The sequence below is a fragment of the Nonomuraea sp. NPDC048892 genome, from assembly GCF_040649735.1.
In the GTDB taxonomy this organism is placed as follows: Bacteria; Actinomycetota; Actinomycetes; order Streptosporangiales; family Streptosporangiaceae; genus Nonomuraea; species Nonomuraea maheshkhaliensis.
This window is the reverse complement of the sequence record NZ_JBEZFZ010000024.1, coordinates 117900-138350: the sequence shown is the minus strand read 5'-3', so window position 1 is coordinate 138350 and position 20451 is coordinate 117900. Positions and strand designations below refer to the sequence as shown.

Annotated in this window: 18 protein-coding genes; 10 read left to right on the top strand and 8 right to left on the bottom strand. The window is 71.3% G+C overall.

Going from position 1 to position 20451, the window contains the following annotated elements:
* On the top strand, window positions 1-617 hold a 617-nt coding region (locus AB0C28_RS44840), incomplete at its 5' end, for a transposase (protein WP_358081965.1).
* On the opposite strand, the gene AB0C28_RS44835 is transcribed toward AB0C28_RS44840, so the two are convergent.
* Complete coding sequence (locus tag AB0C28_RS44835; RefSeq protein ID WP_357862452.1) at window positions 541-2034, bottom strand: DUF885 family protein; 1494 nt, start codon at window positions 2032-2034, stop codon at window positions 541-543. The two genes, AB0C28_RS44840 and AB0C28_RS44835, sit on opposite strands and share 77 nt — an antisense overlap.
* 106 nt (window positions 2035-2140) lie before the next feature.
* On the opposite strand from AB0C28_RS44835, the gene AB0C28_RS44830 reads away from it, so the two are divergent.
* Window positions 2141-2884: an N-acetyltransferase gene (locus AB0C28_RS44830; RefSeq protein ID WP_358081962.1), complete on the top strand. Its 744-nt coding sequence runs from the start codon at window positions 2141-2143 to the stop codon at window positions 2882-2884.
* Between the two features lie 89 nt (window positions 2885-2973).
* Here the strand turns inward: AB0C28_RS44830 and AB0C28_RS44825 are convergent, their stop codons facing one another.
* From AB0C28_RS44825 to AB0C28_RS44815, 3 genes are read right to left on the bottom strand one after another with little or no spacing between them, the layout of a single operon-like run.
* On the bottom strand, window positions 2974-3714 hold the full coding sequence (locus AB0C28_RS44825) for an MBL fold metallo-hydrolase (RefSeq protein WP_358081959.1): 741 nt from the start codon (window positions 3712-3714) through the stop codon (window positions 2974-2976).
* Window positions 3711-4304, bottom strand: coding sequence for a TetR/AcrR family transcriptional regulator (locus AB0C28_RS44820; protein WP_357862457.1), 594 nt, complete (start codon window positions 4302-4304; stop codon window positions 3711-3713). The genes AB0C28_RS44825 and AB0C28_RS44820 overlap by 4 nt, the downstream gene beginning before the upstream one ends.
* Window positions 4305-4325: 21 nt before the next feature.
* On the bottom strand, window positions 4326-5831 hold the full coding sequence (locus tag AB0C28_RS44815) for a succinic semialdehyde dehydrogenase (protein ID WP_358081957.1): 1506 nt from the start codon (window positions 5829-5831) through the stop codon (window positions 4326-4328).
* A 73-nt stretch (window positions 5832-5904) separates the two neighbouring features.
* Between AB0C28_RS44815 and AB0C28_RS44810 the strand changes: the two genes are divergently transcribed.
* The 3 genes from AB0C28_RS44810 (at window position 5905) to AB0C28_RS44800 (ending at window position 11701) form a co-directional block, all read left to right on the top strand.
* Entirely contained in the window at window positions 5905-8136 is a 2232-nt protein-coding gene (locus AB0C28_RS44810) for a protein kinase (protein WP_358081954.1), read from the top strand.
* A gap of 31 nt (window positions 8137-8167) precedes the next feature.
* On the top strand, window positions 8168-10294 hold the full coding sequence (locus tag AB0C28_RS44805) for a beta-propeller domain-containing protein (RefSeq protein WP_357862463.1): 2127 nt from the start codon (window positions 8168-8170) through the stop codon (window positions 10292-10294).
* A 156-nt stretch (window positions 10295-10450) separates the two neighbouring features.
* Window positions 10451-11701 (top strand): S8 family serine peptidase, encoded by a 1251-nt coding sequence (locus AB0C28_RS44800; RefSeq protein WP_357862465.1) that lies wholly within the window; start codon window positions 10451-10453, stop codon window positions 11699-11701.
* Between the two features lie 105 nt (window positions 11702-11806).
* On the opposite strand, the gene AB0C28_RS44795 is transcribed toward AB0C28_RS44800, so the two are convergent.
* Window positions 11807-13543 carry a glycerol-3-phosphate dehydrogenase/oxidase gene (locus AB0C28_RS44795; protein ID WP_357862467.1) on the bottom strand — a complete coding sequence of 579 codons (1737 nt, stop codon included), beginning with the start codon at window positions 13541-13543 and terminating at the stop codon, window positions 11807-11809.
* 116 nt (window positions 13544-13659) lie between these two features.
* Entirely contained in the window at window positions 13660-14430 is a 771-nt protein-coding gene (locus AB0C28_RS44790) for a DeoR/GlpR family DNA-binding transcription regulator (protein WP_346110105.1), read from the bottom strand.
* Window positions 14431-14560: 130 nt separating this feature from the next.
* On the opposite strand from AB0C28_RS44790, the gene AB0C28_RS44785 reads away from it, so the two are divergent.
* From AB0C28_RS44785 to AB0C28_RS44770, 4 genes are read left to right on the top strand one after another with little or no spacing between them, the layout of a single operon-like run.
* Window positions 14561-15433 (top strand): sugar isomerase, encoded by an 873-nt coding sequence (locus tag AB0C28_RS44785; protein ID WP_358081951.1) that lies wholly within the window; start codon window positions 14561-14563, stop codon window positions 15431-15433.
* Entirely contained in the window at window positions 15430-16563 is a 1134-nt protein-coding gene (nagA, locus tag AB0C28_RS44780; protein WP_357862471.1) for an N-acetylglucosamine-6-phosphate deacetylase, read from the top strand. Before AB0C28_RS44785 ends, nagA begins: the two co-directional genes overlap by 4 nt.
* Window positions 16564-17550 carry a 1-phosphofructokinase family hexose kinase gene (locus AB0C28_RS44775; RefSeq protein ID WP_358081948.1) on the top strand — a complete coding sequence of 329 codons (987 nt, stop codon included), beginning with the start codon at window positions 16564-16566 and terminating at the stop codon, window positions 17548-17550.
* 10 nt (window positions 17551-17560) lie between these two features.
* Window positions 17561-18385 carry a class II fructose-bisphosphate aldolase gene (locus AB0C28_RS44770; protein ID WP_357862475.1) on the top strand — a complete coding sequence of 275 codons (825 nt, stop codon included), beginning with the start codon at window positions 17561-17563 and terminating at the stop codon, window positions 18383-18385.
* Between the two features lie 50 nt (window positions 18386-18435).
* On the opposite strand, the gene AB0C28_RS44765 is transcribed toward AB0C28_RS44770, so the two are convergent.
* Together AB0C28_RS44765 and AB0C28_RS44760 are read right to left on the bottom strand one after the other, a co-directional pair.
* Window positions 18436-19212 carry an aminoglycoside phosphotransferase family protein gene (locus tag AB0C28_RS44765; protein WP_357862477.1) on the bottom strand — a complete coding sequence of 259 codons (777 nt, stop codon included), beginning with the start codon at window positions 19210-19212 and terminating at the stop codon, window positions 18436-18438.
* A 9-nt stretch (window positions 19213-19221) separates the two neighbouring features.
* A complete protein-coding gene (locus AB0C28_RS44760) occupies window positions 19222-19794 on the bottom strand; it encodes a TetR family transcriptional regulator (RefSeq protein WP_357862479.1) in 573 nt (190 codons plus the stop codon).
* Between the two features lie 73 nt (window positions 19795-19867).
* Between AB0C28_RS44760 and AB0C28_RS44755 the strand changes: the two genes are divergently transcribed.
* The gene (locus AB0C28_RS44755; protein ID WP_357862481.1) at window positions 19868-20449 is read left to right on the top strand and encodes a dihydrofolate reductase family protein; all 582 of its coding nucleotides are present in this window, start codon (window positions 19868-19870) and stop codon (window positions 20447-20449) included.
* The last annotated feature ends 2 nt before the right edge of the window (window positions 20450-20451 follow it).

Genomic DNA, 20451 nt, shown 5'->3' with positions numbered 1-20451 from the left:
CCCGGCTCCGCGCGAAAGCCAAGCGCAGAGCCGTCGACTGGCAGCACCAGACCACCACCGAACTCGCCGGCACGTTCGCTGTGATCAAGGTGGAGAAACTCGCCATCCTCAACATGATCACATCCGCCAAGGGCACGATCCAGGCCCCTGGCAGGAACGTCGCCCAGAAGGCGGGCCTGAACCGGTCGATCAGCGGCCAGGCGTGGGGCCGGACCGTCACCCTGCTCGAATACAAGAGCGCCGACCGGGGCGGGCAGGTCGTGAAGGTTCCCGCGCCGGGTACCTCACAGACCTGCCACCGGTGCGGGCACCGCGACCCGGCCAGCCGCAACGGCACCGTGTTCGCCTGCGTCAATCCCGTGTGCGGGTGGGTCGGCCATGCCGACACCAACGCCGCGATCAACATCAACAACGCCGCAGGGCCTGCGGTGTCAGGACGTGGAGACCTCAGCCTCACCCGGTCTGCGAAGCGTCAACCCCCGCGCGCCGCTCAACCGCGACGCGACGGGAGAATCCTCGGCCTTCAAGCCGGGGAGGAGGTCAAAGGATCGCGTCGATCAGGCCCAGGGGCGGCGAGCCGAGATCGAACAGCGCCTTGTGGAAGCGCTGGAGGCTGAACCCGGCGCCCCACTCGGCCTTCGCCCGCTCCCGCAGGTCCATGATCATCAACTTGCCCCAGGTGTAGCGCCCGTACGTCGGGTCGAACGAGGCCCGCCTGGCCTCCGACAGCGCCGCGGGACCGGCGAGATGCGTGTCGGACTCGAAGCGCCGCGCGCCGTCCTCGACCGTCATCTGACCGGTGTGCACGCCGATCGCGCAGGCCAGCCGGGTGACCCGGATGAGCGCCTCCACCCACACGCCGATCTCGAAACGGGGGTCGTCCGGCGCGAACCCCTCCTCGACGCACAGTTCCTCGGCGTAGTGCGCCCAGCCCTCGATGAACGCCATCGACTGCAGCAGCCTGCGCACCTCGGACGGCGCCCGCCGCAGCGCCCTGGCGTGCGAGAAGTGCCCGGGGGCGACCTCGTGCACGTTGATCGCCGGCAGCGTGGTGCTGCTGAAGACCTCCAGCCACTCGGCCTGGTCCTGCTCGGGCCAGGACGGCTCGGGCGGCGTGATGTAGTACCAGGACGGGCCCTCGGGCTCGCCGGGCGAGTTCCACGCCATCATGGCCATCGCCCAGCGGCGTGACTCCGGCGCCAGCCCGACCAGGCATTCGCCGTCGTGGTAGGGCACGAGGTCCTTCTCGCGGGTGAACGCGATGGCCTGCTCCGTGCCGATCCGCGCGGCCTCGATCACGCCGTCGGCGTCGGGGTGGTCCTTGACCAGTTCGCGTACGACGTCGAGGGGCGGCCTGCCGCTCTGCCCCAGCTTGGCGCAGGACTCGGTGAGCAGCGCCGTCAGCCGGTCCCGCTCCGCGTCGGCGCGCTCGGCCAGCCTGCCGAGATCGACCGGCAGCCCCTCGCCGGTGCCCATCAGCCGGGCCAGCGCCTGGCCGCCGAGCGCCGCGTCGGGGTCGCCCTCGGTGGTGGCCCGCTCGATGTGGGCGACCAGCCGGGCGTGCGCCTTGAGCGCGGCCTCGTCGTCGATGCCCGCAGCCAGCCCCTTCGCCGCCCCGATCAGGGACTTCGCGACGGGGGCGGGGATCTGATCGAGGGACGCGACCGCCTGGTCGACGGCCTCGGGCCAGAGCGCGAGGTGGGCCGCCTTGGCCGCCGCGCGATCCTCGGCCGAGCCGTAGTCGCGGTCGTAGCCGGCCAGGTCGAGGTTGGACAGGTGGATCAGCGGGTTCTTGCGGTGCAGCTCCAGCTCGGCGAACTGGGTGCGCAGGCTCTCCTCGAACACGCGCAGGTGCCTGGCGTCGTGCTCGTCGTCCGGCGCGGGCCCCTCGCCGAGCCGCGCCAGCCCGGTGCGTACGCCCTCGGGCGACAGGTCCTGGATCTGGCCGTCGTACTCGTGCCTGCCGCCGCCCTCGCGCGCCTCGGCGACGATCAGGTCGGCGACGGCACGCAGCCTGGCGTCAAGTTCTGTCATGCCGCCGACGCTAGCGCACGCCGCCTTAACCACTAAGTACGGATATTTCGCGCTTTAGCGCGAATAAGGGCGTGCGCGGCCTCCCCTGGAATGCCAAGATCATGCCATGGCCCTGCGGATCACGACGCTCGGAGAACGCCCGCAGTTCGCGTCGGCGTTGTGGGACATGGACCACACGTGGCACGAGTTCGTGCTGAACGACCCGTTCGCGGACCTGTTCTACGGCCTCGTCACGACGGTCTACCAGGACTACGTGCTGGTGGCCGACGACTCCGCCGAGCCGGGCCGGCTGGTGGCGCGGGCCTGCATGATCCCGTACGTGGCCGGCACGGACGCGCTGCCCGACGACGGCTGGGACGGCGTGATCCGCTCCGGCCGGCGGGCCCGTGAGCACGGCCTGCGCCCCGACGCGATCTCGGCCCTGGAGATCACCGTCCGCCGCGACCTGCTCGGCCACGGCCTGTCCGCCCTCATGGTGGCCGCGATGCGCGAGCACGCCGCCCGCCTGGGCCACAGCGAGCTGGTCGCGCCGGTACGCCCCAACCACAAGCACCTCGAACCCCACACCCCCATGGCCGAGTACGCCTTCAGGACCCGCCCCGACGGCCTGCCCTTCGACCCCTGGCTGCGCGTGCACGTACGGGCCGGCGGCCGGATCGTCAAGGTGGCGCCGCGCTCGATGGTCGTGCCGGGCACGCTGGCGGAGTGGCGCGGCTGGACGGGCCTGCCGTTCGACCGGCCGGGACCGGTCGAGGTGCCGGGCGCGCTCAACCCCGTCCACTGCGACCCGGAGCACGACCACGCCGTCTACGTGGAGCCGAACGTCTGGGTCACCCACCCCCTGAGCTGACCCTCCCGAGCCGTCCATCCGGCCGGCCGGACGCTGGGCCGCCCTCACCCGAGCCGCCCTCACACAGGAAGCCCTTGCACGGGCCGATCTCACACCTCCGTACGCTCGCCGGGCGCGAGCAACCGCAGCCCGTCCCCGAACGACGCGAACGCCTTCATGACGCTCTCTCTGCCCTGCGTGAAGTGCGCCCAGTGCTCGAAGTGCAGCGGCACGACGTGACGGGCGCCGAGAACGCGCGCGGCGCTCACCCCGTCCTCGCTCGTCAGCGTCAGGTAACCGTCCACCAGCGGCGTCCTGGCCCCGCCCATGAACAGCAGCGCCACGTCCACCTCCCCGACGCGCTCCGCCACGGACCGTACGACGTCGAGCGAGGCGTTGTCGCCGCTCACGTACACGGTCGGCAGCCCGTCGCCGGAGAGCACGAACCCGGTCACCTCCCCCACCAGGTGCTCGGTCCCGTCGGGCCCGTGCTGCGCCGGCACGCCGGTCACCCGTACGGGGCCGACGTCCACGGATGTCCAGTTGGGCAGGGCCCGTACGGGCTCGCCGACCCGAGCGGCGGCCGAGCCGGTCGACAGGACCAGCGGCACGGTGGACAGGTAGGCCCGGCCGGCCCGGTCGAGGTTGTCCGGATGCTGGTCGTGCGAGAGCAGCACCGCGTCCACCGGCCCCACCTCGTCCGCCCCGAACGCGGGCCCCCGCGTCTTCGTGAGCGCGCGAGCGCCGATCGGGTACTCGCCGGGCCCGTCGAACGTGGGGTCGGTCAGCAGCCGCACCCCGCCGAGCTCCAGCACGGCCGTGGGGCCTCCCGCGTATCGAATCTCCATCATGCCTCCGTTTTCGCTCGCAGCCCGTTGACCACCCGCCACGTGGCCCGGTGGCAGAGTGCGCGGAAGTCGGCCTCGTCCATGCCGATGCGGCCGCTCAGGTACTGCTGCACCAGCCCCTGGACCGACGAGGTGACCGTCATCGCGACCTCCAGCGGGTCGTCCTCGCGCAGGAGACCCGTCCGCATGCCCTCTTCCACCAGCCCCGTGAGGACGCTGAACGGCGGCCCCTGCCCGTCGCGGAAGTCCTCGGGGAAGCGCCGCGCCCCCGCCCACGCGTCCAGGATCAGGAACCGGTACAGGTGCGGGTCGCCGAGCGCGAAGTCGAGGAAGCCGTCGAGCGCCGCCGAGACGCGCTCCTCCAGCCCGCCTGAGGGCGCGTGCCTGATCCACCGCTCGGCCAGGGCGCGGGCGCCGCGGTCGGCGACGGCGCGCAGCAGCGCCTCCCTGCTGGGGTAGTGCCGGTAGATGGCCATGGCGGTGACCCCCACGGCCTGCCCGACGCGCCGCATGCTGACCGCGTCGGCCCCTTCGTCGCGCAGGATGCGCTCGGCCACGGCGACGATGCGCGCGGCCGTCCCCTGTTCGTTCACGTTTACAGCGTAGACAATCCGCTATTTGAGCCTGGCCCGGCGCATCGCCTTGAGCGTGCCCGCCAGCAGGCCGGCCCACTTCTCGTACGTCATCCCCGACGGCGGCTCGAACCCCAGCCAGCCCGCCTGCGAGGCCACGGCCTGGACCTCGGTGTAGCGCAGCAGCCCCTCGGCGCCGTGCCTGCGCCCGAGCCCCGACGCCTTCATCCCGCCCATGGGGACGTCGTAGGAGGCGTACGCGGAGGCGTACCCCTCGTTGATGTTGACCGTGCCGGCCTTGATCCGGGCGGCCAGGCGGCGGGCGCGCGGCAGGTCGGAGCTCCAGATGGACGCGTTCAGGCCGTAGGCGGTGTCGTTGGCCAGCTCGACCGCCTCGTCGTCGGTGGCGAACGGGTAGAGCGCCACCACGGGGCCGAACGTCTCGCCCCGGCACAGATCCATGCCGTCGTGCACGCCGGTGAGCACGGTCGGCTCGTAGAACAGCGGGCCGAGGTCGGGCCTGGCCCGGCCGCCGGTCAGCACCTTCGCGCCCTTGGCCACGGCGTCGTCCACGTGCGCGGCGACCGCGTCGAGCTGGCGGCGCGAGGTGAGCGAGCCCATCTGCACCGACCAGTCATGGCCGGCGCCCAGCTTGAGCGCCGCGGCCTGGGCGGCGAAGCGCTCGGCGAAGGCGTCGAAGACGGACTCGTGCGCGTAGAGGCGCTCGATCGACAGGCAGAGCTGGCCGGCGTTGGTGAAGCAGGCGCGCAGCGCGCCCTGGACGGCCACGTCGAGGGCGGCGTCCTCCAGCACCAGCATGGGGTTCTTGCCGCCGAGCTCCAGCGAGCAGCCGATGAGCCGCTTGGCCGCCTCCTCGGCGATCTTCCTGCCGCCCCGGGTGGAGCCGGTGAAGCCCACGTAGTCGGCGTGGTCGAGCAGCGCGTCGCCGATCTCGGCCGGCTCGCCGAGCACGACCTGCCAGATCTCGCGCGGCAGGCCCAGCTCGGCCAGCAGGTCGATGGTCCAGAGCGTGGACAGGGCGGTCTGGGTGTCCGGCTTGTGCACGATCGCGTTGCCGGCCAGCAGCGCGGGCAGCGCGTCGGTGACGCCCAGCGCGAGCGGGTAGTTCCACGGGGTGATCAGCGCGACCACGCCCTTGGGCCGGCGCAGCTCCGTCACGCGGGTGGCCATAGGGAAAATGCCCTTGCGGGCGCGCGGGGCGAGCAGGCGGGGCGCGCGGCGGGCGTAGTAGAGGCTGCAGCCCGCGACGTCGAGCACCTCCTCGAAGGCGTGCTTGCGGGCCTTGCCTGTCTCGTTCTGGACGATGTCGAGGATCTCGTCCCTGCGGTCGAGGATCGCGTCGTGCAGGAGCAGGAACGGTCTCGCCCTTTCCGCGGCCGATCTGCCGGCCCAGTCGAGCTGGGCGGTCCTGGCTCGCTCGTACGCCACCCGTACGTCCTCGGCATCCGAAATGGGCAGCTCAGCGAGGGTTTCGCCGGTAAATGGGGCGATGATGGGCCTTGTCCTACCAGTGGACGTCACCTTCATGGCAGAAGGATATTCGGTTACCCTACCCACGGGTAGTTTTTGCGGAAGCCCGCGCGGGGGCCAGAATCCCTACATGGCATCCTTCGCTCCGCTCCGATCCGGAGATCCACAGCGGCTCGGGGGCATGGAGCTTCTCGGCCGGCTCGGCGAGGGCGGTCAAGGCGTCGTCTACCTCGCCAAAGATCATTCTGGCGCCAACGTGGCGGTCAAGTGGCTGCGGCCCGACCTGTCCGGTGACCAGGTGAGCGTGGAGAGGTTCCTGCGCGAGGTCCAGGTGGCCCAGCAGGTGGCGCCGTTCTGCACCGCCGCCGTGCTGGGCACAGGGGTGGAGCAGGACCGGCCGTACATCGTCAGCGAGTTCATCGAGGGCCCCTCCTTACACCGGGTGGTGCAGGAGGAGGGGCCGCGCACCGGCTCCGTCCTGCACCGGCTGGCCATCGGCACGGCCACCGCCCTGGCGGCCATCCACCAGGCCGGCATCGTGCACCGCGACTTCAAGCCCGCCAACGTGATCATCGGCACCGACGGGCCGCGGGTGATCGACTTCGGCATCGCGCGGGCGCTCAACGCCACCGCCACGATCAGCGGCACGGTCGTGGGCACGCCGTCGTACATGCCGCCCGAGCAGATCATGGGAAGCACCGTCGGGCCGGCCGCGGACATGTTCTCGTGGGGCAGCGCGATGGTCTTCGCCGCCTCGGGGCGGGCGCCGTTCGGCAGCGACACCATGCCCGCGGTGATCAACCGGGTGCTCAACCAGCAGCCCGACCTGGGCGCGCTGGAGGAGGGCCCGCTGCGTGACGTCGTGGTCGCCTGCCTGGCCAAGGACCCGGCGCAGCGGCCCACGGCCGAGCAGGTCATCATGCGGCTGCTGCACCAGCCGGCGGCCAACAACGGCATGCTGGCACAGGGCGCGGCCGAGGCCCACTTCCCGCCCTCCAGCGGCCCCCAGGGGCCGCCCTCGAACGGGCCGCACAGCTACCAGGGCCCGCCGTCCGGCGGCCCTCACAGCCACCAGGGGGTGCCGTCCAGCGCCTCGTACGGCCATCAGGGGCCGCCCTCAGGACCCCCGTACGGGCCCCCGTCCGGACTTTCGTACGGGCCCCCCTCCGGCGTTCCATACGGTCCTCCCTCGCCGACGGTCTCCGGCCGCCACCCCCAGCACGTGCCGACGTACGGCGCCCAGCAGGGCGGCTACCCCCAGCCGCCGCGCAAGAGCAAGGGCCCGCTGGTCGCCGGCATCACGGTGGCCGTCGCGCTGCTGCTGCTCGCCGGCGTGGTCGTGGTCATCCAGATCGACAAGTCCTCACTGGCCGGCCCCACCACGTCGGCCTCCCCGTCCAGGACGAGGAGCACGACCCGGGCGCCGAGCCCTTCGGCCACGCAGGTGGGGGTGCCGCGTACCGGCACCAGACGGATCCTCCCCGGCGGGTCGATCTCCCTCTACGAGAACCCCGGCGACGCCATCGTGCTGACCTCGTACGAGATCCAGAAGGGCGACGACTGGATCGACTACGCCAGAGGGTCGTTGCGCGGAACGTTCAAGAAATATGAGGAGAACTGGGAGTCGATGGTCTCCCCCGACGGCCACCTGCTGGCCTCCAGGGGCAGGAGCTACAGCTCCGACGACTACGACTTCATCGTCATCACCGACCGGCGCAACAACCGGCGCACCACGGTCAAGACCGTCAAAGAGCCGCTGATCAGCAGCATCAGGGGCTGGTCGAAAGACGGCTCCAGGATCTTGCTGAACATCGAGAAGAAGAGCGGCGACGACTGGCTCTACCTGGGCTTCGTCGTCATCGAGGTGTCCAGCGAGTCCGCCGACGTGGTCAACGTCTCCGACACCTCCATCCGGCAGACCGCCTTCGGTTTCGACGGCGACGACAAGGGCACGGTCAACGTCACCGGCGACGAGAAGAACCTCGACCTGCGCTTCTTCGACACCGAGGGCAAGGCCACCCGCACCCTGAAGGGCATCGGCACGCTGTCCGCCGGCACGCAGGACATCTTCTCCCCCTCCGGCAAGGCGTTCGTCACCAACTGCCCCGGCGGCGGCGACGGCGACCACTGCGTCTGGGACACCGCCACCGGCGAGCGCCTGCAGAAGTTCGTCTCCGACTGCGACAAGGTCCTCGGCTTCTACGACGAGGAGCACCTGTTCTGCTGGGAGCAGGACAACGCGACCGACGACGAGATCCAGGTCGTCGACTTCAACGGCAAGCTGATCCGCAAGATGCTCGAAGTGCCCGACAAGCTCAACTTCAGCCCCGCCTTCACCTTCAACCTGAGCAGGGGCTCCTGAACCATCCCGGCCGCGCAGCCGTGATGAGGGCATGAAGACGATGATCCGCACGGCAGTGACCGCCGCGGCACTCGCGGCGGTCACGGCCGCCTGCACCTCCTCGACGGGAGGGACCAGGAACCCGCCGCCCGTGCGGGCGGACCTCGGCGCCGTCCGTCTGGTGGCCTACAGCAGCTGTGACGACCTGCTGGCCGGCCTGCGCGAGCAGGCCGGCAAGAACGTCAGCCCGTACGGGTTCGGCGGCGCCATGCCCATGATGGCCATCGCCGAGGACGCCAGGAGGAGCGTGCCCCAGGGGAAGTCGGCGCCCGACCACTCCACCACGAACGTGCACGAATCCGGCGTGGACGAGCCCGACCTGGTCAAGACCGACGGCAACCGGGTCATCACGGTCACCGACGGCACCCTGCGGATCATCAACACGGCCACCAGGAAGATCACCTCGTCGCTCAAGCTGACCGAGCACGACGGCCCCGGCATCCCGTCCGACCTGCTGATCTCCGGGGACCGCGCGCTGGTGCTCATGCGCGGCGGCGACATCATGTACAAGACGGCCAGGCCCATGGGGCCGCCCAGCGACACCCGCTACGTGGTGGTCGACCTGTCGGGCGAGCCCAAGGTGCTGAGCACGATCAAGCCGCAGGGCTCGTACGTGGACGCCAGGATGGTCGGCTCCACCGTGCGGCTCGTCACCCGCAGCCAGCCGGACGTCACCTTCCCCGAGCCCAAGGGCGAGGCCACCGAGGCCGAGCGCCTCAAGGCGAACCAGGCCGCGATCCGGCAGGCGCCGGCGGAGGCGTGGCTGCCGAAGATCGAGATCACGGACGCGTCCGGCGCCGTCACCAAGAGCACCGTCCCGTGCGAGCGGGTCAGCCATCCGGCCGACTACACCGGCACCTCGATGCTGACCGTGCACACCATCGACCTGGCTCAGGGCGTCACGGCGGCGGGCACCGACCCGATCGTGCTGGCCGCCGACGGCGACATCGTCTACGGGACCGGGCAGAGCCTGTACGTGGCCAGCAACCCGCGCTGGTGGTTCCCCGTACGCCCGCTGCCGATCGAGGAGCCCCCTTCCCCCGCCACCACCCCGCCCGCGACGGCTTCGACCCCGGCAGACTCGACCCCGGCTGACTCCCCGATCGCTCCGGCCGAGGAGCCCACCCCGACCGACCCCAGCGTCCCCGTCTCCCCGAAGCCCAGCACCTCCACGCCCAGCACCCCCGCACCCAGCACCACCGCGCCCAGTACCTCGACGCCCGCCCCGGACGAGCCCAGTACCGCCGCGTCCACCGAGCCGGTGCCGACGCCCACGGCGCCGCCCGAGGAGACCGAGGTGCACCGGTTCGACATCACCGCCCCGGGCGCGCCCGCCTACGTGGCCTCGGGCAAGGTGCCGGGCCGCCTGCTGAACCAGTACGCGCTCTCCGAGTACGACGGCCACCTCCGCATCGCCACCACCCGCGACCCCGGCGACGGCAAGTCCAGTTCCAGCGCCGTCTACGTGCTCAAGTCGGACACCATGGCCAAGGTCGGCGAGGTCGGCGGCCTGGGCAAGGGCGAGCGCATCTACTCGGTCAGGTTCATCGGCCCGGTCGGCTACTGCGTCACGTTCCGCCAGGTTGACCCGCTCTACACGCTGGACCTGCGCGACCCGGCGGCGCCCAAGGTGACCGGTGAGCTGAAGATCACGGGCTACTCGGCGTACCTGCATCCCGGCGCCGAGGGCCGGCTGATCGGCATCGGCCAGGAGGCCAGCGAGAAGGGCAGGACACTCGGCACACAGGTCTCGCTGTTCGACGTCAGCGACCCGGCCGGCCCGCGCCGGCTGTCGCAGCTGTTCCAGAAGGACTCGGGCTCGGGGGCCGAGTGGGACCCGCACGCGTTCCTGTACTGGCCGAAGACCGGCCTGTCGGTGATCCCGCTGACGCAAATGGAGGAGTCGGGCGCGCTCGTGCTCAAGATCGAGGACTCGGGCGTGCGGAAAGTCGGCATGATCAAACATCCGACGCAGCGTCAGGAGGGCGGTTACGCCTACCAGCCGGGGATCCAGCGCTCACTGATCATCGGCGACTCGCTGTGGACGCTTTCGTACGAGGGCGTGCAGGTCAACGACATGACCACGCTCGCCGCACAATCCTGGATCCCACTCCGTTAAGCAATCAATGGGTGCCGATTCGTAGCGAATCGGCACCTTTTTTATGGACATATCCCGACATCTGATGAAAGCTTTACTAACACAGTCATGTCGGACCAGGGGTCCGCGTCAGGGCGGACTCGCGGTCCACGACCCCAGAAAGGGGCCCACGCTGCCATGCGAACACGCACCCCCCTGCTCGCATCGCTCGTCAGCGCGCTGGCGTTACTCGCCGCGCCGCTCCCGGTCTCTGCCGCCACAGCGGCTCCGGACGGCACGTACATCGTCCAGCTCAACCCCGCGATGCGCGCCCCCCACGGCGTCGCGACCGACCAGGTGTCACAGGCCGGCGGCGAGCTCGTCGGCGTGTACGAGCACGCGTTCAAGGGCTACACCGCCCGCCTGAGCGCGGCGGCCGCCGAGAAGCTCAAGCAGAACCCGAACGTGCTCAGCGTGGAGCCCGACGCCGAGGTCAAGGCGTTCGTCCAGACCGTGCCCACCGGCGTCCGCCGCATCTTCGGCCCGAACAACCCCAACCTGGACATCGACGGGGTCGACGACGTCCGCATCGACGTTGACGTGGCCGTCGTGGACACCGGCGTCGACAACACCCACCCCGACCTGAACGTGGTCGCGCGGGCCAACTGCCAGACCGGCGTCTGCGTCAACAACTCGGGCGTGGACGACAACGGCCACGGCTCGCACGTCGCGGGCACGGTCGGCGCCCTCGACAACACCATCGGCCCGGTGGGCGTCGCGCCCGGCGCCCGCATCCACGGCGTCAAGGTGCTCAACGCGGCCGGCTCCGGCACCCTGTCCGGCATCGCCGCGGGCCTCAACTGGGTGGTGGCGCGCGCGTCCACCATCGAGGTGATCAACCTGAGCCTGGGCTGCAGCGGCTGTTCGAGCAGCGCGATCAGCACGGCGATCACGAACGCGGTCAACGCCGGCATCGTCGTCGTGGTGGCCGCGGGCAACAGCCACGCCAACACCTCGGGCTTCTTCCCGGCCAACCACCCCGACGTGGTCACCGTCTCGGCGCTGACCGACAACGACGGCCTGGCCGGCGGAACCGGAGGCAGCACGCTGTCCTGCCGCAGCGAGACCGACCTGGACGACACGTCCGCGTTCTACTCGAACTTCGGCTCGACCGTGGAGATCACCGCGCCCGGCACCTGCATCTACTCGACCTACATGCGTGGCGGCTACGCCACGATCAGCGGCACCTCGATGGCCAGCCCGCACGTGGCGGGCGCGGCCGGCCTGCTCACCTCGGGCGCCAACAAGCCGACCAACCGGACGGGATCGCTGGCGGTGCGCAGCGCGCTGATCTCGACCGGCAACGGCAACTGGACCGACGACTCGGGCGACGGCGTCAAGGAGCCGCTGCTCGACGTGCACGACGCGACGCGCTACCCCCCGTCGTGAACTGACCGGAGAACCATCCTGGAATGGGCGGTCCGCGGACCCCGCAGCGCCGCGGGCCGCCCCTCCCCGGGAAGCACTTGCCGGGTCGGATCAGGCCGGATCAGGTCACATCGGCTCCGGTGCGACGACGGGGACGATCTCAGGGGCGCCCAGCCGGATCGCGTCGGCCTCGTGGTCGGAGTCCTGCTCCTGCGAGCGCCGCTCGGCCTCGACCCGCTTCGTGTAGTACTCGACCTCTCTCTTGACCTGCTCGCCGTCCCAGCCGAGCGGCCCGGCCAGCAGCTCTGCGGCCTCCTGGGCCACCGCCACCCCGCGGTGGAAGGTCTCGATGGAGATGCGCGTGCGGCGGGTCAGCACGTCGTTGAGGTGACGGGCGCCCTCGTGGGTGGCGGCGTAGACGATCTCGGCCCGCAGGTAGTCGTCGGCCCCGGACAGCGGCCGGCCCAGCGACGGATCGTCGTCGATCAGGCTCAGCAGCTCGTCGATCAGCGAGCCGTAGCGCTGGAGCAGGTGCTCGATCCTGGCCACGTGCAGCCCGGATTCGTGGGCGATGCGATGCCTGGAGTTCCACAGCGCCTGGTAGCCCTCGGCGCCCACGAGCGGGATGCGGTCGGTGCACGATCGCGGCACCCGCTGGTCGAGGCCGTGGGCCACGGCGTCGACCGCGTCCTTGGCCATCACCCGGTAGGTCGTGTATTTGCCGCCGGCGATCATCACCAGCCCCGGCACGGGATGGGCCACCACGTGCTCCCTCGACAGCTTCGAGGTCTCGTCGGACTCGCCCGACAGCAGCGGTCGCAGCCCCGCGTAGACGCCCTCGACGTCGTCACGGCTGAGCGGCACCGACAGCACGGCGTTGACGTGGTCGAGCAGGTAGTCGATGTCGGTGCGAGAGGCGGCGGGATGGCTCTTGTCGAGCGTCCACTCCGTGTCGGTGGTGCCGACGATCCAGTGTCGGCCCCACGGGATCACGAAGAGCACGGACTTCTCCGTGCGCAGGATGATGCCGGTCAGCGAGTGGATGCGGTCGCGCGGCACGACGAGGTGGATGCCCTTGGAGGCGCGGACGTGGATCTGGCCGCGCCCGCCGACCAGCTCCTGGATGTCGTCGGTCCACACCCCGGTGGCGTTGACGACCTGCCGGGCCCGCACCTCGAACTCCTCGGCGGACTCCAGGTCGCGCACGCGCACGCCGGTGACCCGCTCGCCCTCGCGCAGGAATCCCACGACCTGCGCCCTCGGCATGACGTGCGCGCCGTAGGTGACCGCCGTGCGCAGGATGGTCATCACGTAGCGGGCGTCGTCGACCTGGGCGTCCCAGTATTGGATGGCACCGGTGAAGGCGGACTTCTTCAGCGCGGGAGACAGCCGCAGCGCCCGCGACCTGGACAGGTGGCGGTGGCCTGGCACGCCCCTGGTCACGCCGGTCGCGAAGCCCAGCGTGTCGTAGAGCGCCACGCCCGCGCCCACGTAGGGGCGCTCCCAGGCGTAGTGGGTCAGCGGGAACAGGAACGGCACCGGCCTGACCAGGTGGGGCGCGATGCGCTGGAGCAGCAGTGCCCGCTCCTGGAGCGCCTCGCGGACGAGCTCGAAGTTGAGCTGCTCCAGGTAGCGCAGGCCGCCGTGGATGAGCTTGGACGAGCGCGAAGACGTGCCGGAGGCGAAGTCACGGGCCTCGACCAGACCCACGTCGAGGCCGCGGGTGGCCGCGTCGAGCGCGATGCCCGCGCCCACGACGCCGCCGCCGACCACGACCACGTCGAGCTCCTCGGCCGTCATGCGCTCCAGCGCCTCGGCCCGCTCGGCGGGCCCGAGCCGGGCCGCGCTTCTTCCCGACGTCATAACTCCCCCTGACACGGCATTGTCGCCTTGCGTCCCAGTACCTACCCGCCCGAAGCCGGACCAGTAACGCGAGGGCCGATCAGCCCCTGGCGTAACGGAACACGTCCGAGGGCCACTCAGGCTCTGATCACCTTCACCCCGGCGTCCGCCAGCTCGTTCGCCAGCGTGTCGGACAGCTGGGCGTCGGTGACGAGCGTGTCGATCCTGGCGATCGGGCAGATCCGGGAGAAGGCCCGCTTGCCCACCTTGGAGGAGTCGGCCACCACCACGACCTGGGCGGCCCGGCTGATCAGCAGGTTGTTGACGCTGGCCTCGCCCTCGTGGTGGGCCGAGGCGCCCAGCGAGACGTCGAGCGCGTCCACGCCCAGGAAGGCCACGTCGAGCGTCACCTGCTCCAGCACGCCGCCGGCCAGTGGCCCGATGAGCTCGTAGGACTGCTGCCTGGCCACCCCGCCGGTGACCACGATCTTGACGTGCTGCCGGACGGTGAGCTCGGCGGCGATGTTGAGCGCGTTCGTGACGATCGTGAAGCCGCTCTCCAGGGTGGACCGGGTGGCGAGGACGCGCGCCAGCTCGGAGGTGGTCGTGCCGCCGTTGAGCCCGATCACCGCCCCCGGCGTCACCAGTTCGGCCGCGGCGGCGGCGATGCGGTGTTTCTCGTCGGCGTGCCTGGCCGTCTTGTAGCGCAGCGGCAGGTCGTAGCTCACGCTCTGGGCGACGGCGCCGCCGCGCGTGCGCATGAGCATCTGCTGCTGGGCGAGCTGGTCGAAGTCCCGCCTGATCGTCGCCGTGGAGACGTCGAGCGCCTGGGCGGCCTCCTCCACCGACAGCCTTCCCTCCTGCGCCAGCAGTTCGAGGATGGCGTTCCAGCGGTCGTAGCGGGACACGTAGGCCTCCCTGAGGGACGAGGTCAGGAGCAAGCGTGACACAAGCTGGGACGCCAGGGCTATCGGTGTTCATTTCTGCTCTCTCCTGATATAAAAAAAGCAGAAACAATCAATCTCGCGGAGGTAAGCGGTGACCAGCCACACCGAGGCCGAGATCGCGTCCCAGCCGTCGTGCTGGCGCCGCGCCGTCGCCGGTGTTCCCGCCGACGCGCTCCCGCGGCCGGGTGAGCGGGTCGCCGTCGTCGGCTGCGGCACGTCGTGGTTCGTCGCGATGGCGTACGCGGTGCTGCGCGAGCAGGCCGGGCACGGCGAGACCGACGCGTTCGCCGCCTCGGAGTTCCCCACCGGCCGCCGCTACGACCGCATCCTGGCTCTGTCGCGCTCGGGCACCACGACCGAGGTCCTCGACCTGCTGGCCGAGACCTCCACCAGGTCCACGGCCATCACGGCCGACCCCGGCACGCCGATCATGTCGGCCGCCGACGAGGTCGTCGTGCTCGACTACGCCGACGAGCGCTCGGTCGTGCAGACCAGGTTCGCCACTACGCAGCTCGCCATGCTCCGCGCCGGCCTGGGCGAGGACCTGACCCGGGCGGTCGCCGACGCCGAGGAGGCGGTGGCCGCGCCGTTGCCCGCCGAGCTGGTCGACGCCGAGCAGTTCAGCTTCCTCGGCACCGGCTGGTCGGTGGGCCTGGCCCAGGAGGCCGCGCTGAAGATGCGCGAGGCGTCCCGCTCGTGGACGGAGGCGTACCCGGCGATGGAATACCGGCACGGCCCGATCAGCATCGCCGCGCCCGGGCGCGTGACGTGGATGCTCGGCGCCGCCCCTGAGGGGCTGCGGGAGCAGGTCGAGGCCACCGGCGCGACGTTCTTCGAGAGCACGCTCGACCCGATGGCCGAGCTGATCCGCGCCCAGCGGGTGGCCGTGGCGCGGGCCTTCGCGCGCGGGCTCGACCCCGACGAGCCCATGCACCTCACGCGATCTGTGATCCTTTCTCCATGAGCCTTACTCTTGCCGACGCCAGGATCGTGACCCCCGAGGGAGTGCACGAGGGGTGGCTGACCATAGAAGACGGCCGCATCACGCATGTCGGCCACGGATCCGCCCCGGGTTCGGGCCTCAGTGTGGGCGGGCGGCACGTCGTGCCCGGCTTCGTCGACCTGCACAACCACGGAGGCGCGGGCGGCTCTTTCCCCACCGGCGAGCAGGACAAGGCGCGTGACGCCGTGGCGCTGCACCGCCGCCACGGCACCACCACCACCGTGGGCAGCCTGGTCACCGACTCGATCGAGGGCCTGACCAGGGCAGCGGCGTCGCTGGCCGAGCTGTGCGAAGAGGGGTTGCTGGCCGGCATCCATCTGGAGGGCCCCTACATCTCCATGGCGCGCTGCGGGGCGCACGATCCCGCGCTGCTGCGCGAGCCGTCGCCGCAGGAGCTGACCGGGCTGGTCAAGGCCGGGCGCGGCCACATCCGCATGCTGACCATCGCGCCCGAGCTGCCCGGCGCGCTTGACACGATCAGAACGGCCGTGGCCGAGGGCGTCATCGCCGCCATCGGCCACAGCGACGCCGACTACGACAAGACGATCGAGGGCATCGAGGCCGGCGCCACCGTGGCCACCCACCTGTACAACGCGATGCCGCCGCTCGGCCACCGCGCCCCCGGGCCCGTGGCGGCGCTGCTCGACGACGAACGGGTGACGGTCGAGCTGGTCAACGACGGGGTGCACGTCCATGCGGCCATGCTGCGGCTGGCGTACGAGGTGGCCGGGCCCGGCAGGACCGTACTGATCACGGACGCGATGTCGGCCACCGGCCTCGGCGACGGCGACTACGCCCTGGGCTCGATGCGGGTGCACGTGCGCGACGGCGTGGCGCGCCTGGCCGAGGGCGGCTCGATCGCCGGCTCTACGCTCACCATGGACGTGGCCTTCCGGCGCGGCGTCCAAGAGGTGGGCATGTCGCTGCCCGACGCGGTTCAGGTGGCCTCGCTCACGCCCGCGCGCGTGCTGGGCCTGGCCGACCGGATCGGCTCGATCGCCGTCGGCAAGGCGGCCGACCTGGTGGTGTTGTCGGATTCCCTGGAGGTGGACGGCGTGATGAAGGACGGCCTCTGGATCACGGAGCCCTGAATGATCCTCACGGTGACGCTCAACCTCGCGCTCGACGTGACCTATCAGGTGCCCGGTGTCGACTGGGACGGGGTCAACCGGGTCAGCGCCGTGCACCGGCGGGCGGGCGGCAAGGGGGTCAACGTGGCCAGGGTGCTGGCGGCGCTCAGCCGCGACGTGCTGGTCACGGGCCTGGCGGGCGGGCCCACCGGGGAGGCGGTCGAGGCCGACCTGCGTGCGGCGGGCTTGCCCGCCGCACTCCACCCCATCGCCGGCGACTCCCGCACCACCCTGACGGTCTCCGACCTCCCCGCCCCGGGAACGACACCGCCCGCCCCCGGCGGGCCAGGAGCCGCGCCCGCCCCCGGCGGGCCAGGAGCCGCCGATGACAGCTCGCGGACTGCGCTGTTCAACGAGCCCGGGCCCGAGGTGACGGCCGTGGAGCTGGCCGGGTTCCTGCGGCACTTCGAGTCGCTGCTCGACGCCGCCGACGCCGTGGTGCTCTCGGGCAGCCTGCCGCGCGGCGTCCCTGCCGACACCTACGCGACCCTGGCCGCGGTCGCGGACGGCAAGGGCGTGCCCGCCATCGTGGACGCCGACGGCGACCCCCTGCGCCACGCCCCGAAGGGCCGGCCCGCCATCGTCAAGCCCAACGCGGAGGAACTGGCCAGGGCGGTGCCCGGCGGCGGCCCCGCCGAGGGCGCGAGGGCGCTGCGCGGGCAGGGCGCGCAGGCCGTGGTCGTGTCCATGGGCGCCGATGGGCTGCTGGCCGTGACCGGTGAGGGTACGTTCAGGGCACGGATGCCGTACACCGTGCGCGGCAACCCCACGGGAGCGGGCGACTCGCTGGTGGCCGGGCTGGCGCTGGGCCTGGTCGAGGCGGATCCCTGGCCGGACCGGCTCAGGCGCGCCGCCGCGCTCGGCGCGGCGGCCGTGGCCACACCCGTGGCCGGCGACTTCGACCCCGACGTGTACGCCGACATACACCCCCAGATCATCATCACGTAAGGAGCCATCCATGCCCCTCGCCAGCATCGGCGACATCGTCAGCCAGTCACCCGCTGGGGTGGGCGCGTTCAACGTGATCCAGCTGGAGCACGCCACCGCGATCGTCACCGGCGCCGAGGCACTCGCGCTGCCGGTCGTGCTGCAGATCAGCGAGAACTGCGTGCGTTACCACGGCGCCCTGGAGCCGATCGCGCTCGCCTGCCTCGCCGTGGCCAGGAGCGCCGACGTCCCGGTGGCCGTGCACCTCGACCACGCCACCGACCGCGCGCTCGTCGAGGAGGCGGTCGGGCTGGGCCTGGGCTCGGTCATGTACGACGCATCGGCCCTGCCCGACGAGGCGAACGTGACCGCCACGGCCGAGGTCGCAGCCTGGTGCCACGAGCGCGGCGTCTGGGTGGAGGCCGAACTGGGCGAGGTCGGGGGCAAGGACGGCGTGCACGCGCCCGGCGCCAGGACCAAGCCGCACGAGGCGGTCGACTACGTGGCCAGGACCGGCGTGGACGCGCTGGCGGTGGCGGTCGGCACCTCCCACGCCATGACCACCAAGGACGCGGTGCTGGACCTGGAGCTCATCGCCGAGCTGCGGGCGGCCGTGCCGGTGCCGCTGGTGCTGCACGGATCGTCGGGGGTGCCGGACGACGTGCTGCGCGAGGCCGTACGGCAGGGCATGAAGAAGATCAACATCGCGACCCACCTGAACAAGGCGTTCACCGGGGCCGTACGCGACTACCTGGCGCACGACGAGCGGGTGGTCGACTCCCGCAAATACCTCAAAGCGGGGCGAGACGCGGTGGCCCGCGAAGTCACGCACCTGCTGGGCGTCCTGACAGGCTGACCGGCCGACGCGCTGGGCGGCAGGCGGGAGCCCCGCGCCCAAGATCGGCGTCACGACTCCAGGATGGCGAGAACCCGTTCGACCTGCCGCTCGAACGTCCCCGGCGGGTTGCGCGGGCTCTCGTGGGAGAGCAGGAAGAACCAGGTGAGCGCGTGCGCCCTGCGGCACTCCCGCAGCCGCCGCTCCTCCTGCGGGCTCAGCTCGAACCTGCGCGCGATCTCCACCTCCCCGTCCACCCACATCGACACGTGCTCGGCCAGCTCCGCCAGCTCGAACGCCACGTCGCTGCGCCCTGAGTCCTCGAAGTCGACGACGCGCACGCGGGTGCCGTCCCACAGGAAGTTCGCCAGGTTGCCGTCACCCGCCCCGAACGCGGGCCTGACCCCCGACTCGCCCGGCGACCAGCTCTCCAGCCACCGCTGCCCCTCCTTGACGGCCCGGTCGGCCAGTGGCTCGCGCGGTTGCCAGGCCGCGCACCGCCGCAGCACCCAGTCGACGAGCGCCTCGCGCTGCCAGGGCCGTACGGGCAGAGCGCGCAGGACATGGTCGGGCACGGCGGCGTGCAGCTCGGTGAGGGCCGCGGCCATGGCCGCGACGTGCACGTCCCTGGCCAGCAGCCCGCGCAGCGGCGCGCCGTCGATCTTCGACATGGTCACGACGCCGTCCTCGTACGCGATCGGCTCGGGCGCCAGGCCGGGAGCGTGCTCGGCCAGCAGCGTCAGCGCCCGCCACTCGCGCTCGGCGGCGCCGGGCTTGCCGTCCACGTAGCGCTTGCTGACGCGGTCGCCGTCGTAGACGAGCTCGTGCGTGTGCTGAAGATCGGCCATTTCCGCATGCTAGGGCACCAGTCGCTCGACGGCGCTGGTCACGAGCCTGGCGATCTCCTCTTCCCCGAACACGTCGGGCAGCGTGAGCCGCTCGACGACCAGCCAGTTCATCGCCAGGTAGAGCAGCACCACGGTGTCGGCGTCGCCCGGCAGCCCCGAGTCGAGGTGGTGGCGGATGTTGGCCTCGACGTCGGCCCTGATGTGCTCGGTCAGCACGGCGCGCAGCTCGGGCCGCCTGGTGGCCTCCAGCCGCAGCTCCAGCAGGGCCAGGTAGCCGGATCTGAACGACGAGACCCGGTCCACCACCTCCTGGATCAGCACGGCGACCCGGTCGCGGTCGCGCGGCCCGCTGAGGCTGTCGGCCACCGTCGCCGCGTCGGGCTGCAGCCGCTCGTAGATCCGGCCGCCGGCCTGCGTGAGCAGGTCGTCGCGGCTGGCGAAGTAGTTGGAGGCGGTCCCGGTGGGGACCCGCGCCTGCGCGTCCACCGCCCTGAACGTCAGCCCGCGCGCGCCCTCCCTGGCCAGCACCTCGATCGCGGCATCGACCAGCGCCGCCCGCCGGGCCACATTCTGTCTGACCACCTTGACACCACTCCATCTGTAGTACTACGGTCAAACCACTTCAGTCATAGTACTTCAAACGGAGTTGGTTTGGATGCGAAAGCTCGTCTACTACATCGCCACCTCGATCGACGGCTACATCGCCGGCCCTGAGGGCGAGTACGACTTCTATCCCCTGGCCGACGACATGGCGGCCTACCTCAACGGCGAATACCCGGAGACCGTCCCCACCCACATCCGCGCCCACGTCGGCCTCGACGCGCCGAACAAGACCTTCGACACCGTCATCATGGGCCGCGGCTCCTACGAGCCGGGGCTGGCCGCCGGCGTCACCAGCCCGTACGCGCACCTGCGGCAGTACGTCGTCTCCAGCACCATCAAGAGCATCGACGATCCGGCCGTGGAGCTCGTCCCCGACGACCCGCTCGGTCTCGTACGCCGGCTCAAGCGGGAGGACGGCCTGAACATCTACCTGTGCGGCGGCGGCAACCTGGCCGCCCAGCTCCTGCCCGAGATCGACGAGCTGATCGTCAAGTGCTATCCGGTGGTGGCGGGGGCGGGCATCCCGGCCTTCCACGGCGGGTTCGCCCCGACCACGTTCACCCTGACCGGCACCCGCACGTTCAGCAACGGCGCCGTCCTGACGACCTACACCCGCGCCGCCTCCGCCGGGTGAGG

What these genes read in the sequence shown, in the direction of transcription:
- AB0C28_RS44835 (WP_357862452.1), bottom strand. Translation starts at nt 2,034, where the DNA reads ATGACAGAACTTGACGCCAGGCTGCGTGCCGTCGCCGACCTGATCGTC.
- AB0C28_RS44830 (WP_358081962.1), top strand. Translation starts at nt 2,141, where the DNA reads ATGGCCCTGCGGATCACGACGCTCGGAGAACGCCCGCAGTTCGCGTCG.
- AB0C28_RS44825 (WP_358081959.1), bottom strand. Translation starts at nt 3,714, where the DNA reads ATGATGGAGATTCGATACGCGGGAGGCCCCACGGCCGTGCTGGAGCTC.
- AB0C28_RS44815 (WP_358081957.1), bottom strand. Translation starts at nt 5,831, where the DNA reads ATGAAGGTGACGTCCACTGGTAGGACAAGGCCCATCATCGCCCCATTT.
- AB0C28_RS44810 (WP_358081954.1), top strand. Translation starts at nt 5,905, where the DNA reads ATGGCATCCTTCGCTCCGCTCCGATCCGGAGATCCACAGCGGCTCGGG.
- AB0C28_RS44805 (WP_357862463.1), top strand. Translation starts at nt 8,168, where the DNA reads ATGAAGACGATGATCCGCACGGCAGTGACCGCCGCGGCACTCGCGGCG.
- AB0C28_RS44800 (WP_357862465.1), top strand. Translation starts at nt 10,451, where the DNA reads ATGCGAACACGCACCCCCCTGCTCGCATCGCTCGTCAGCGCGCTGGCG.
- AB0C28_RS44795 (WP_357862467.1), bottom strand. Translation starts at nt 13,543, where the DNA reads ATGACGTCGGGAAGAAGCGCGGCCCGGCTCGGGCCCGCCGAGCGGGCC.
- nagA (WP_357862471.1), top strand. Translation starts at nt 15,430, where the DNA reads ATGAGCCTTACTCTTGCCGACGCCAGGATCGTGACCCCCGAGGGAGTG.
- AB0C28_RS44775 (WP_358081948.1), top strand. Translation starts at nt 16,564, where the DNA reads ATGATCCTCACGGTGACGCTCAACCTCGCGCTCGACGTGACCTATCAG.
- AB0C28_RS44770 (WP_357862475.1), top strand. Translation starts at nt 17,561, where the DNA reads ATGCCCCTCGCCAGCATCGGCGACATCGTCAGCCAGTCACCCGCTGGG.
- AB0C28_RS44765 (WP_357862477.1), bottom strand. Translation starts at nt 19,212, where the DNA reads ATGGCCGATCTTCAGCACACGCACGAGCTCGTCTACGACGGCGACCGC.
- AB0C28_RS44755 (WP_357862481.1), top strand. Translation starts at nt 19,868, where the DNA reads ATGCGAAAGCTCGTCTACTACATCGCCACCTCGATCGACGGCTACATC.